Here is a 13169-nt window from a genome sequence, read left to right on the forward strand (position 1 = left end):
CACGCGTCAGCCCCCATGTAACAAGAAATCGACAAAAGAGAGTAACTCCATGTCCACACAGAATATTGTTAACATTAACGAATCGAACCTACAGCAGACCCTCGAACAGTCGATGACCACGCCGGTCCTGTTCTATTTTTGGTCTGAGCGCAGCCAGCATTGTCTGCAATTAACGCCGGTACTGGAGAGCCTTGCCGCCCAGTATAACGGTCAGTTTATTCTCGCTAAGCTGGACTGCGATGCCGAGCAGATGATCGCCTCCCAGTTTGGTCTGCGCGCGATCCCTACGGTTTATCTGTTCCAGAACGGCCAGCCGGTAGATGGATTCCAGGGCCCGCAACCGGAAGAAGTTATTCGCGCGCTGCTGGAGAAAGTGCTGCCGAGCGAAGAAGAGCTGAAAGCACGCCAGGCTATCGAATTCATCGAAGCCGGTAATCACGCGGATGCACTGCCGTTGCTGAAAGAAGCCTGGCAGATCTCCAACCAGAGCAGCGAAATCGGTCTGCTGCTGGCAGAAACACAAATCGCCCTGAACCGTTCTGATGAAGCCGAAGCGGTACTGAAAACCATTCCGTTGCAGGATCAGGACACCCGCTATCAGGGGCTGATCGCGCAGATTGAACTGCTGAAGCAGGCAGCTGATACGCCGGAAATCCAACAGTTGCAGCAGCAGGTCGCCAGCAATCCGCAGGATGCGGCACTGGCAACGCAGTTGGCTATTCAGTTACACCAGGTCGGACGTAACGAAGAATCACTGGAATTACTGTTCAGCCACCTGAAGAAAGATCTTACGGCTGCCGATGGTCAGGCACGTAAGACCTTCCAGGAGATCCTTGCCGCACTGGGTACGGGCGATGCGCTGGCCTCGAAGTACCGCCGCCAGCTGTACGCGCTGCTGTACTAATCCATTTGATTTTGCCCGATGGCGCCTGCGCGCTTATCGGGCCTGTAAATTCGACAAATACCGATCCCTCCGGCATCACATCACGTCTTCTTCAAATGCGTTACCACTAATTGGTGGCGCGAATTATAGAATTTTCGATAGGTTAAGTAGCAGGCGATAATGGTTGACAGGCTGGCGGTTGATAGCAGCATAAACGTCACCATAATCTGATACTTAATCGCTTTTACCGGGTCAATACCTGCAAAGATCAATCCTGACATCATCCCCGGTAAACTCACCAGCCCCACGGTCTTCGCTGAATCAATCGTCGGGATAAGCGAGGCGCGAATGCTGTCGCGAATAAGCGGTGCAGAAGCCACCTTCGGCGTTGCGCCGAGGCTGAGTTTTTCCTGAATTTGCTGCTGCTCGCTGTTAAACCGCTGCCCCAAATTGTTGTAACACAGCCCCACGGCCACCATCGCATTACCTGCAATCATGCCGGAGATCGGGATGACCTGCATCGGCGTGAACTCGATAGAGCCTGAAAGAACCAGCACCGAAAGCGTTAGCCCCGCTCCCACCGTAATAGCAATAAACGACGAGAGAAAAGCTTTATCAATATATTTACTGCGTTTTTGCGCGTTATAGGCCGCGTTAAAGCAGATAAACAGCACCATCAATAAGGTCAGAATGCTATGGTTGACGCCGAAAATATATTTCAGCACGTAGCCCACGATAATAAGCTGAACCACTGCCCGGCAAACGCTCCAGAGAATATCTTTTTCCAGCGCCAGCTTTTCTTTGTTGCTGATCAGTATCGCGACCACCACCAGCATCATCGCTAACGCCAGGGATTCATTGGTAATATTATGCTCGTTCATTGCTTACTTCCTGCATTTCACCGGCGTGCGGTTGAAGGGTTATGACGTTATCCGCATGTTCAATTTCATCTTTGTCATGCGTCACCCACAGCACAGCAATATTCTTATCGCGAACATAGTGGTGAATTAATTCGTTTACATTACGCTTGTTGGCTTCATCCAGCGCGCTGGTGATTTCATCAAGCAGCAGAATTTTCGGCAGAAACTGCAAATTACGAATTAACGAGACGCGCTGCTTTTCGCCGCCGGATAGCTCATTGATATTTTTTTTGAGGATCGTCTCGGGTAACTCAAAGCGGGCCAGATCGGCCAGAAACACATCTGGATCCGGACTTTTGTTGCGGATTTGCCAGGGGAAAATGAGATTGTCGTAAACGGTGTCACCAAACAAAGCGGGCGTTTGCGCGCAATAAGAGACCTGCTGGCGATACGTTTCCGGCTTGAGGGTATTTATCTCTTTGCCCTCAAAGAGAATCTCACCACCAGTCGGACTTATTAACGACGCCACAATCTTGAGTAACGTACTTTTACCACAGCCGGACTGGCCGGTAATCAGCTTAAATTCTCCGGCGCGGAGATCAAAACAGATGTTATTAAGAACCTGCGTCGCCCCTGCCTGCCACGCGACATTTTTTAACTGAAGCAGAATGCTGCTTTCTTCCATTACCAATCCCTTTTTACATCTTTCGTGCAGACAGTGTATACCCAAAATAATTCGAGTTGCATGACGGCGGCAAGTGAGTGAACCTCCGGGAGCATAGTTAACTATGTGACTGGGGTGAGCGACAAATCTGCCGGGAGCAAATTTGAGCGCTGCTTACAGCGGCCCCGCAGGGGCGAGGCCCAGGGATGGGCCGAGTAACGCAGCTAACGCACATGCAACTTGAAGTATGACGGGTATATCCCTGTAATTTATTATAGGGGAGCTCACCTTGATAAATCGGGTATAATTTGACTAATGAGGCAGTAAAGGACAGCACAACAGGAGGTTTCATCAATGCTCATTTTTATTCCTATTCTTATTTTTGTCGCGCTGGTGATCGTCGGCGCAGGCGTCAAAATCGTCCCGCAGGGATATCAGTGGACGGTAGAGCGTTTTGGCCGTTACACCAAAACCCTGCAACCGGGTTTAAGCCTTGTTGTACCGTTCATGGACCGCATTGGTCGTAAGATCAATATGATGGAACAGGTGCTTGATATCCCCTCTCAGGAAGTCATCTCCAAAGATAACGCCAACGTCTCGATTGATGCTGTGTGCTTTATTCAGGTGATCGACGCGCCGAAAGCCGCGTATGAAGTCAGCAACCTGGAACTGGCGATCATCAACCTGACCATGACCAACATTCGTACGGTTCTCGGCTCGATGGAGCTCGATGAAATGCTCTCCCAGCGCGACAACATCAACACGCGCCTGCTGCATATCGTTGATGAGGCCACGAATCCCTGGGGCATCAAAATCACCCGTATTGAAATCCGCGACGTGCGTCCTCCGGCGGAACTTATCGACGCCATGAACGCGCAAATGAAAGCCGAACGTACCAAGCGCGCCTACATTCTTGAAGCAGAAGGGATCCGCCAGGCAGAAATCGTCAAAGCCGAAGGTGAGAAGCAGTCGAAAATCCTCATCGCAGAAGGTGAACGCCAGTCCGCGTTTTTACAGGCTGAAGCGCGTGAACGTTCCGCAGAAGCAGAGGCCCGCGCAACGCAGATGGTGTCTGAGGCCATTGCCGCCGGAGATATTCAGGCCGTGAACTACTTCGTGGCGCAGAAATACACCGAAGCGTTGCAGCATATAGGTTCGTCGAATAACAGCAAAGTGGTGATGATGCCGCTGGATGCCAGCAGCCTGATGGGCTCCATTGCCGGGATCGCCGAACTGGTTAAGGACAGCGCCAGCGAGCGGAAAAAATCATGATAGCGATGATTCTGGTGCACCCACACATCTTCTGGCTCAGCCTCGGCGGTTTGCTACTCGCCGCCGAGATGCTGGGCGGCAACGGCTATCTGCTGTGGAGCGGCGTGGCTGCGGTGATTACCGGTCTTGTCGTCTGGCTCGTTCCGCTAGACTGGGCGTGGCAGGGGGCGATGTTCGCCGCCCTCACCCTGCTGGCGGCCTGGCTGTGGTGGAAGTGGCTGGCAAGGCGCGTTCAGGAGCAAAAGCCAGCCGACAGCCATCTTAACCAGCGCGGACAACAGCTGGTTGGCCGTCGATTTATTCTGGAAACCACCCTGGTCAATGGTCGCGGACATATGCGCGTCGGCGACAGTTCCTGGCCCGTTAGCGCCCGTGACGATTTGAGCGCCGGAACGCAGGTTGAAGTCATTGCCGTTGAGGGAATCACCCTGATTATAAAAGCGGTATCACACTAAAGAGACAGGAAATAAGACTATGGTCAGGAAGACACCCCTTGCCTTTGCCCTTTGCATATTGCTGACCGCCGCCCCGCAGGCATTCGCTTCGTTCGATATGGAAGACTGCAAATGGAGCGACGACAGCTGTCTACTAAAGGGAACGCCGACCTTTAACCCTGAAAACGACAGCCGTGACAACCTGCTGCGGCTGCTGAGCCAGGAAAAATCATTTGCTCTGCCAGTGCAATCAATGCCCGCAGACATCACCCGCTCCCGTGATTTCTATTTTGCCTATCACCCGCAGTGGGATGAGGCTGCCCCGCAGCCAGCCGCTGCTCCGGCATCCGCCGCAGACAGCCCTCTCTCCCAACAGATGGCCGAGCTGAACATTAGCGCCGACGAAATAAACATCAACGACGCTGAGCTTGAGAACCGCCATGTTTCGAATAACACCGAGAGCGTCAGCGCGTTTTTTGCCGCGCTGTTGGCCGATTCCACGTTAACGGCGGAACAGCGTCAGGCCTTAGCCCAGGCGCGTACAGGACTGCTTTCCGGAGCAACCCGCGAGCAAATTGAGTCTTCTCTTGCTACCTTCCCGGCAGATTCTCCTGCTCTGCCCTATAAAAGCTATCTGGCAGCAGCCGCCAGTTTCTATGCCGGTGATTATGCCAGTGCCGAACGGGATTTCGCTCAGCTTGCCAAAAGCGATCGTCCGTGGCTGGCAGAGACCGCGCAATACATGCTGATGCGCACGGCGTTGAACAAGAGCAGTCAGAACAGCGTGGGCGAGTACGGCGATTTTGATATTGCGAAAATTAACCGCGAGGATGCTACTCAGGCTCAGACGCTGGCGCAGGCCTATTTGCAGCGTTTTCCTCAAGGACTCTACGCTGACTCTTCACGCGGTATGTTGCGTCGCATCAACTGGTATTTACAGGCGTGGCCGCAGTTAGCCGGGTTGTATGAACAGACGCTTCAGCAGTCGGTTGACGCACAGCAACTGCGCGAAAATGTCATCGAATACGATAATGTCTATGGCATGGCGTTCTACGACCAGTCCGTCGTTGAAGCCTTCCCCAACGCGCCGCGAGTCAGCTATATCGAACTGCTACGCGCGCTGCGCCTGGATAACAATAACAAACCCACGCTGACGCAGGCACAGCTCGACGCCAGCAAACCGGTGTTTGAACAGAGCCAAAAACTGCCGCTATGGCGCGATCTACAACTGAATCTGTGGCTGGCAACGGGCAACTACGCGGCAATTATTCAGGCAGTTACGCCAGCGCAGAAACTTGCCGCTCACGATACCCTCGCCTTCAGCGAACAGGTGCTGTACGGCGAAGCGTTGATGGGCCAGAAGAAATGGGCCGAGGCGCGCGATTTCTGGCAGCAGTTGTTAAAACTCAGCCAGGATAACGAACAGCAGCAATATGTGCAGGCTAAGCTTGCCGCCACGCTGGTATATAGCGGCGACGTGGCTGCGGTTTTCGCACCGAATAGCGCGGTGACCAACCTGCGCTTTCGTTCGCAGGTACTGAAAACACAGGCCACACCAGAACTGCTGCGCCAGCAGGCCGTTCATGGCCCGAATAACGAAGAGCGTACCATTGCGTTGCATACGCTGCTGGTGCGAGATCTTACAGAGAATCGTTTTGGCGATTGGCTTACTGACAGAAAACTGGCCAGCGCGATTACGCCTCCGGTCATTGGCGAAGCGTTTGCTGACGTTAACCTGAGCATATTTGACTGGAATGGCGACACGGCGCAGGCGGGCTATACGTGCCGCAGCCTCAATGAAACGGTAACGGTATTGAGCAAAAAAGCGGATGATGCTCACGCGCTGAACTGCCTTGGCGAATTCTTCCGCACCACGCAAACACATGTTGATCTGTGGAAAAACAGCGCTGGCAACGACGTGCTTGAATCAGCTATCTCGCGCAAGAAACCTTTCGGCCAGTTCGACAGGCAAAGCTACTATCAGCAGGTAATCACCTCACCCACCGCGGAAGTCGAAGATAAGAGCTTCGCGCTGTATCGCGCCATCATGTGCTATGCGCTATCAGGCGCTAACGAATGCGGCGGTGAAGACGTGGATAAACTGCAGCGTAAGGGCTGGTTCACCCAACTGAAAACGCAGTATCCGGGAAGCCCGTGGGCGCAAAAACTCAAATATTACTGGTAACCGCGCTGCTGATAGGTCAGGCACAGGCGGCGGATATCGTCGCCGCCCGTGAACATTCGGCCTTCTGGCTGTGGTCTGGGGTGAAGGCCAGTGACGAGCTGAAAGACGCGCAAACGGTTTATCTGCACCAGGGCGAGGTACTGGTTCGTTCCGGTAACGTGGTGTTCCAGCGCCTCGGACTGCCGGTCAGTCGTCTGTCTTTTCCCTCAATCTGGCTGACCGTACGCTTTACCACCCTCGACGTACCGGAAGAGATCCCGGCGCGTATCATACGGTTGATGCAGCGCTGGCAGACCGCCGGGAATCACGTCGTCGGCCTGCAGGTTGATTTTGACGCAGCGACCCATCAACTGACCGACTACGCCCGCTTTCTGCAGCAACTGCGCCAACAGCTCCCGGCCGAGTTTGCGCTAGGCGTAACCGGACTACTGGATTGGGCAAAAACGGGCGACGTCGCTACGCTGAACGCGTTGGCGGTCGATGAACTGGTGGTCCAGAGCTATCAGGGGCGTCACACGGTGACGAATTATCAGGCGTATCTGCCCGCGCTCAGCCGCCTGCGCATTCCATTTAAGCTGGGGCTGGTGCAAAACGGTAACCGGGATCCACTGGCTGAAGCGCAGCTTGAGAAATCTCCGTGGTACCGCGGCACGGTGGTGTTTATGCTTAATCCTTCTCGCCGTTAAGCCTTCGCTTTGTGATGGCAGCAGCCGGAGAGATTATCCATAATCGGACATTCAGCGCTGTCATCACCCGGGCAACTGTCCGCCAGCGCCAGCAAATGCAAACGCATGGCCTGCAATTCTTTGATATGCCGCTCAATGTCCGCCACTTTTTCTAACGTACGCTTTTTCACATCCGCGCTATGACGCGCCGGATCGTTAAACAGGTTCACCAACTCACCGCACTCTTCCAGGTTAAACCCAACCTGGCGCGCCTGGCGCAGCAGCGTCAGTTCATTCAGATGCTGTTGGTTGTAAGTGCGATAGCCATTGTCACTACGCAGCGGCGGCGTCACCAGTCCTTTCTCTTCATAAAAGCGAATGGCTTTGCTGGTTAAACCGGTTTTTTTCGCAACGTCGCTAATATTCACATTTCCCCCGCGGTGCTTGTTGGTGCTGAGCCACATTATAGCCCAGATTGCCGTAATCATTTACCCGAGAAATCTGCACATTTTAAGTCAACAAAGAGATGAATAAATCCTTTCTATTCACATTGTTATATCCGATACAGATCACATTTCAGTATTTATTGACCGTACAAAATTGACTCAAATCAAAAGGTGTATTGGTTCTGCACCTTTCGTCTTGAACAAAGGGAAACATTTTTATATACAAATGCGAATGATAATGATGATCGTTTACATTCAATAAAGGTTCTCTTATGTTGCCACGGATTAACCAAAGGCCATTTATTCTTTCAGCCCTGACATTATGCATGTCCGGCGCTGCTTCTGCAGCTACCTCTACAACACACGCTTCAACGCCCGATGATGATACGGTGATCGTCACGGCTAACCGCTCTGAAAGTAGTCTCTGGGATAGTCCGGCAACCATTCAGGTTATCGATCGCCAGACGCTGCAAAACTCCACCAGCGTTTCTATTGCTGATGATTTACAAGATATCCCCGGCGTCGAAGTCACCGATAACGCCCTCGCTGGCCGGAAACAAATTCGTATCCGTGGCGAAGCCTCTTCGCGGGTGCTGATTTTGATCGACGGCCAGGTCGTCAGCTACCAACGTGCCGGGCAAAACTACGGGGCCGGTTTGCTGATTGACGAATCCGCGCTGGAGCGTATTGAAGTGGTCAAAGGCCCCTACTCTGTCCTCTACGGTTCGCAGGCGATTGGCGGCGTCGTGAATTTTATTACGAAAAAAGGTGGCGATAAGCCTCTCGGCGGCAGCGTTAAGGCCGTTTATAACTCCGCAACGGCAGGATGGGAAGAATCAGCGGCAGCCTGGGGCAGCATCGGAAACTTTGACTACCGCATCAATGGCAGCTACTCCGACCAGGGGGACCGCGATACGCCTGACGGAAGATTGCCTGACACCAACTTCCGTAATAACGGCCAGGGCGTGTGGCTGGGCTACAACTTCGATCGCCATAAAATCGGACTCTCGCTCGATCGTTACAAACTGTCTACTCAAACCTGGTTTGACGATCCAGAGGGCCAGTTCGACGACTTTAGCGTCAAAATACCTAAGCTGGAACGCGAGAAAATCGGTCTTTTCTACGACTATGCGGCTGACGGGGATTACCTGAAGAAAATCCATGTTGACGCATACAGCCAGACAATAGAGCGCAAATTTGAAAACCGGGTCAAAACCACCCAGGTAATCCCCAGCCCGGCGATTAAAGCGCTGACGATAAACAATCAAACCAATACCAACGACAAACAGTATACCCAGGGGGTAACGCTGCAGGGCAATTTCTCCCTTCCCGCGAACAACGAGCTGGTGATTGGCACTCAATATCAGCATGACAAAATCAAACAGGACACGGACGGCAGTACACGCCAGACCGCGGCTACCGGCTTCTTCGATACGCAAACCCGCACCCTGTCATACAACGAAGCGGAGCAAAGCAACACCTCATTATTCGCGCAAAACGACTGGCGCTTTGCCGATGACTGGACCTGGACCGTAGGCGCACGCCAGTACTGGCTGTCTTCGAAGCTCAATCGCAACGATACGCAAACCCTGCAAAGCAGCGGCAGTACCTGGCAATCCACCGGAGGAAATTCAGTACACGATGATGAACTAGTGACCTCAACCAGCCTGCGTTATTCCGGTTTTAAAGATCTTGAACTCCGGGCAGCGTATGCCCAGGGCTATGTTTTCCCCACGCTGACTCAGTTGTTTATGCAGACGTCCGCAGGCGGAAGCGTGACCTACGGCAACCCAAACCTGAAGGCGGAACACTCGAATAACTATGAGCTGGGCGCACGGTATAAAGGGAATATGTGGCTGATTGACGGCGCCATTTATTACTCCGAAGCCAAAGACTATATCGCCAGCCTGGCCTGTTCAGGCCAACCCGTTTGCAGCGGTAATACCACCTCTTCACGGGGTGGCTATTACTACTACGAAAACATCGATCGGGCCAAAACCTGGGGCATGGAACTCACCGCAGAATACAACGGCTGGGCGGTTTCACCTTACCTGAGCGGTAATCTCATTCGCCGTCAGTACGAAGGCAATACCCTAAAAACCTGGGATACCGGCGAGCCCACGCTGACCGGGCGCGTCGGCCTGAAACATACCTGGTTGATGAATGTCGCTAACGTGACGTCTGATGCCTTTATCCGCGCGGCGTCCAGCGCTAAAGATAATACCGGCACCACGGAAATCAACTACCCTGGCTGGGCCACACTTAACCTCGCATTCAACACCGAGTTCGGTCCGCAGGACCAGTATCAGGTCAACCTCGCGCTCAACAACCTGACCGATAAGCGTTACAGAACCGCACATGAATCTATTCCAGATGCTGGTTTCAATGCCGCCGTTGGCTTTGCGTGGAATTTCTGACGATGAAAAAACTCATGATTGGCTTACTGAGCCTCGCCTGCGTTTTCAGTGCCCAGTCCGCCGACCGCCTGGTGGTGGCGGGCGGCTCGCTTAGCGAACTGGTATACGCCATGGGCGTCGGCAACCGGGTGGTCGGCGTTGATGAAACCACCTCATATCCGCCCGAAACTGCCGCACTCCCGCATATCGGCTACTGGAAGCAGTTAAGCAGCGAGGGCATTTTGTCGCTCCATCCGGACAGCTTTATCACCTGGCAGGATGCAGGTCCCCAAATCGTGTTGGATCAGTTGCGGGCGCAAAAGGTTAACGTCGTGACGTTGCCGCGCGTACCGGCCACCGTAGAACAGATGTACGCCAACATTCGAGAACTGGCTACAACACTGCACATTCCTGACCAAGGTGAGGCGTTAGTCAATCGCCTACAGCAACGTCTGGAGCGTATTAAGCGCAGCGTGGCGGCGAAAAACGCGCCGGTCAAAGCGATGTTCATTCTCTCTGCTGGCGGCAGCGCACCTCAGATCGCCGGAAAAGGCAGCGTTGCCGATGCCATTATGACCCTCGCAGGCGCACAAAATGTCGCCACCCATGCGCAGTATAAAAGCTACAGCGCGGAGTCACTGATCGCCGCCAACCCGGAGGTGATCGTGGTGACGTCGCAAATGGTCGATGGCGGTCTGGCTCGCCTGAGCGCGATTGCCGGTATTACCCACACTGCGGCCTGGAAAAATCAGCGCATTGTGGCGGTAGACCAGGCGCTGATTCTGGGGATGGGACCTCGCGTCGCCGATGCAGTTGAAGCCCTACACCAGCAATTCTGGCCTCACTAATTGGATTTATTAAGAAGAATGAAAACTGAACACTCGCTGGATCTCACCGCGCATTTTGCGCTCGAGGGAAGTCAGCCATTTAAGGATCGCCGCGCCACGATGCCCTGGCGTGGGGCGATCCCGGTTGCCAAAGAGCTTTTGTCACAAACCTGGCAGGAGGTCATCAGCCAGCCAACCCCGCCACGTAAACGGCTGGTGTACTTGCATATCCCGTTTTGTGCAACACATTGTACTTTCTGCGGTTTTTATCAAAACCGCTTTGAAGAAGACAACTGCGCCCGCTACACCAACGCGCTGTTGCGCGAAATAGAGATGGAAGCTGATAGCGCATTACACCAGTCAGCCCCCATTCACGCCGTCTATTTTGGCGGCGGTACGCCTTCTGCGTTGTCTGCACAGGACCTGGCCAGAATCATCACCGCGCTGCGTGACAAGCTACCGCTGGCGCCGGACTGCGAAATCACCATTGAGGGGCGAGTGCTCAATTTTGACGATGCGCGAATCGATGCCTGCCTTGACGCTGGCGCCAATCGATTTTCGATCGGTATTCAGTCTTTTAACAGCCGGATCCGCAAGAAAATGGCGCGTACTTCGGACGGCCCGACCGCAACGGCCTTTATGCAGGGACTGGTAAAACGGGATCGTGCCGCCGTGGTGTGCGATCTGCTATTTGGTCTGCCAGGACAAGACGCAAAACTGTGGGGCGAGGATCTGGCGATTGCCCGCGACATTGGCCTCGACGGCGTAGATCTTTATGCGCTGAATCTGATCCCTAATACACCGCTTGGCAAAGCAGTTGAAACCGGGCGCACAACCGTTCCCTCTCCCGCCGAACGCCGCGATCTCTACCTTCAGGGCTGCGATTTCATGGACAGCGCGGGCTGGCGCTGCATCAGCAACAGCCACTGGGCGCGTACCACACGGGAACGCAATCTGTATAACCTGCTGATTAAACAGGGTGCAGACTGTCTGGCATTCGGCTCTGGCGCAGGAGGGTCAGTCAATGGCTATTCCTGGATGGTCGAGCGCAACCTGAATACATGGCATGAATCTATCGCCGCCGGAAAAAAACCGCTAATGATGATAATGCGCACCGCCGAGCGTGGTTTCCAGTGGCGACACACCCTCCAGGCCGGTATTGAGACGGCCCGCGTCCCGCTGGATGAGCTGACGCCTCATGCTCAAAAACTGGCCCCGCTACTGACCCAATGGCATCACGCAGGACTGACGCGAGATGCCAGCACCTGTGTACGCCTGACCAATGAAGGGCGTTTTTGGGCGAGCAATATTTTGCAGTCTCTTGATGAACTGATTCAGGCACTTAACGCGCCGCGCATTGCGGTAGAGCAACCATAAAAGGAGTGAATTATGAGCCATGTCTCTTTACAGGATTTTTTGAAAACTGAGCCGGACGGTACGCTGGAAGCTATCGCAGCCCAGTACAACACTACATTGCTGGAGGTGGTGAAAAACCTCCCTTCCCCAACGCTGGTTTCCGGCAGTCAATTTGATACCGTCTGGGAAACCGTCTGCGAATGGGGCAAAGTCACCACCCTGGTCCATACTGCTGATGTCATTCTGGAATTCACCGGTGAATTACCTTCCGGATTCCACCGCCACGGTTACTTCAACCTGCGCGGCAAAAAAGGCATGACCGGGCATATCAAGGCAGAAAACTGCACGCATATTGCTCTGATTGAACGCAAATTTATGGGAATGGACACCGCGTCAATTCTCTTCTTCAACCAGGCGGGTAGCGCTATGTTCAAAATTTTCCTCGGTCGCGATGAGCATCGACAGCTACTGGCCGAACAGGTCAGCGCCTTTCACGCGTTGTCTTCATCTTTAAAGGAACATGCCTGATGGCTCCATGGCTTATTTTTGGTGCGGGTGGAAGCGGCGTCGGCGCGAAAACGCTGGAGCTCACACTGGCGGAGCATCGTCCGGTGATTGCTGTCGTTCGCAATCCCCAGGTTGCTGCCGGGCTGCAGGAAAAAGGTGTGCAGGTCTTTATTGGCGACGCCTGCGACAGCCAGGTCACCGCCTGCGCCTGTCGCGCAGCGGGTCAGCATGCCACGGTGATCTCCTCCATGGGCGGTGCCCAGGATTATCTGGCGCACAGAACCGTCATTGATGAAGCAGAAAAAGCTGAGATCAAACGCATGATTCTGGTTACCTCTCTGGGCTGTGGCGACAGTTGGCCCTTTTTGTCCCCACGCGCCAGGGCCGCATTTGGCCAGGCCGTACGGGAAAAATCGTTGGCTGAAAGCTGGCTACAAACCAGTCAACTGGACTACGCCATTCTCCGCCCCGGCGGTTTGCTGAATGGTGAAGCCACAGGCCTGGCGCAACGCATACAGGCCGAGGAGTGTCATGGCTTTGTGATGCGCGCAGATGTTGCCTGGCACATTCACGAACTGGCCACGGTGCCGGCACTCAATAACCAGATTTACAGTTTGGTTGAGCCGGGACTGAAACCCGCGTAAACCCCTCGCGGCGCGGAAACTTCGCGCCGC

The 13169-nt window shown here is 54.0% G+C and carries 13 protein-coding genes; 10 read left to right on the top strand and 3 right to left on the bottom strand.

Features of this window, described 5'->3' with window-relative positions; translation table 11 throughout:
• The first annotated feature begins 49 nt into the window (after nucleotides 1-49).
• Complete coding sequence (locus OGY18_RS00460; RefSeq protein WP_048226259.1) at nucleotides 50-904, top strand: co-chaperone YbbN; 855 nt, start codon at nucleotides 50-52, stop codon at nucleotides 902-904.
• An 80-nt stretch (nucleotides 905-984) separates the two neighbouring features.
• Here OGY18_RS00460 and fetB read toward each other — a convergent pair whose 3' ends face one another.
• Both fetB and fetA read right to left on the bottom strand, forming a co-directional pair.
• Nucleotides 985-1764 carry an iron efflux ABC transporter permease subunit FetB gene (gene fetB / locus OGY18_RS00465; protein WP_003831075.1) on the bottom strand — a complete coding sequence of 260 codons (780 nt, stop codon included), beginning with the start codon at nucleotides 1762-1764 and terminating at the stop codon, nucleotides 985-987.
• On the bottom strand, nucleotides 1751-2428 hold the full coding sequence (gene fetA / locus OGY18_RS00470; protein ID WP_003831074.1) for an iron efflux ABC transporter ATP-binding subunit FetA: 678 nt from the start codon (nucleotides 2426-2428) through the stop codon (nucleotides 1751-1753). The genes fetB and fetA overlap by 14 nt, the downstream gene beginning before the upstream one ends.
• Nucleotides 2429-2761: 333 nt before the next feature.
• Between fetA and OGY18_RS00475 the strand changes: the two genes are divergently transcribed.
• The 4 genes from OGY18_RS00475 to OGY18_RS00490 are packed head-to-tail and all read left to right on the top strand — an operon-like array spanning nucleotide 2762 to nucleotide 6984.
• On the top strand, nucleotides 2762-3679 hold the full coding sequence (locus OGY18_RS00475; protein ID WP_003831073.1) for an SPFH domain-containing protein: 918 nt from the start codon (nucleotides 2762-2764) through the stop codon (nucleotides 3677-3679).
• Nucleotides 3676-4134 carry an NfeD family protein gene (locus OGY18_RS00480; RefSeq protein WP_126318966.1) on the top strand — a complete coding sequence of 153 codons (459 nt, stop codon included), beginning with the start codon at nucleotides 3676-3678 and terminating at the stop codon, nucleotides 4132-4134. Before OGY18_RS00475 ends, OGY18_RS00480 begins: the two co-directional genes overlap by 4 nt.
• 19 nt (nucleotides 4135-4153) lie before the next feature.
• Nucleotides 4154-6298 (top strand): PA5441 family protein, encoded by a 2145-nt coding sequence (locus OGY18_RS00485; RefSeq protein WP_286551208.1) that lies wholly within the window; start codon nucleotides 4154-4156, stop codon nucleotides 6296-6298.
• Nucleotides 6268-6984, top strand: a complete 717-nt coding sequence (locus tag OGY18_RS00490; protein WP_126318970.1) for a DUF3142 domain-containing protein — start codon at nucleotides 6268-6270, stop codon at nucleotides 6982-6984. Before OGY18_RS00485 ends, OGY18_RS00490 begins: the two co-directional genes overlap by 31 nt.
• Here the strand turns inward: OGY18_RS00490 and cueR are convergent.
• Nucleotides 6981-7391, bottom strand: a complete 411-nt coding sequence (gene cueR, locus OGY18_RS00495) for a Cu(I)-responsive transcriptional regulator (RefSeq protein ID WP_286551210.1) — start codon at nucleotides 7389-7391, stop codon at nucleotides 6981-6983. The genes OGY18_RS00490 and cueR overlap by 4 nt on opposite strands.
• A gap of 290 nt (nucleotides 7392-7681) precedes the next feature.
• On the opposite strand from cueR, the gene OGY18_RS00500 reads away from it, so the two are divergent.
• From OGY18_RS00500 to chuY, 5 genes are read left to right on the top strand one after another with little or no spacing between them, the layout of a single operon-like run.
• Complete coding sequence (locus OGY18_RS00500) at nucleotides 7682-9826, top strand: TonB-dependent receptor plug domain-containing protein (protein WP_286551212.1); 2145 nt, start codon at nucleotides 7682-7684, stop codon at nucleotides 9824-9826.
• A 2-nt stretch (nucleotides 9827-9828) separates the two neighbouring features.
• Nucleotides 9829-10653 carry a heme/hemin ABC transporter substrate-binding protein gene (locus tag OGY18_RS00505; protein ID WP_126318976.1) on the top strand — a complete coding sequence of 275 codons (825 nt, stop codon included), beginning with the start codon at nucleotides 9829-9831 and terminating at the stop codon, nucleotides 10651-10653.
• A gap of 18 nt (nucleotides 10654-10671) precedes the next feature.
• Nucleotides 10672-12009: a heme anaerobic degradation radical SAM methyltransferase ChuW/HutW gene (hutW, locus tag OGY18_RS00510; protein WP_003831065.1), complete on the top strand. Its 1338-nt coding sequence runs from the start codon at nucleotides 10672-10674 to the stop codon at nucleotides 12007-12009.
• Nucleotides 12010-12021: 12 nt separating this feature from the next.
• Nucleotides 12022-12516 carry a heme utilization cystosolic carrier protein HutX gene (hutX, locus tag OGY18_RS00515; protein ID WP_079938344.1) on the top strand — a complete coding sequence of 165 codons (495 nt, stop codon included), beginning with the start codon at nucleotides 12022-12024 and terminating at the stop codon, nucleotides 12514-12516.
• On the top strand, nucleotides 12516-13139 hold the full coding sequence (chuY, locus tag OGY18_RS00520; protein ID WP_286551214.1) for an anaerobilin reductase: 624 nt from the start codon (nucleotides 12516-12518) through the stop codon (nucleotides 13137-13139). The genes hutX and chuY overlap by 1 nt, the downstream gene beginning before the upstream one ends.
• The last annotated feature ends 30 nt before the right edge of the window (nucleotides 13140-13169 follow it).

Origin of the sequence: Citrobacter sp. Cpo142, from assembly GCF_030332425.1 — a bacterium.
In the GTDB taxonomy this organism is placed as follows: Bacteria; Pseudomonadota; Gammaproteobacteria; order Enterobacterales; family Enterobacteriaceae; genus Citrobacter; species Citrobacter portucalensis.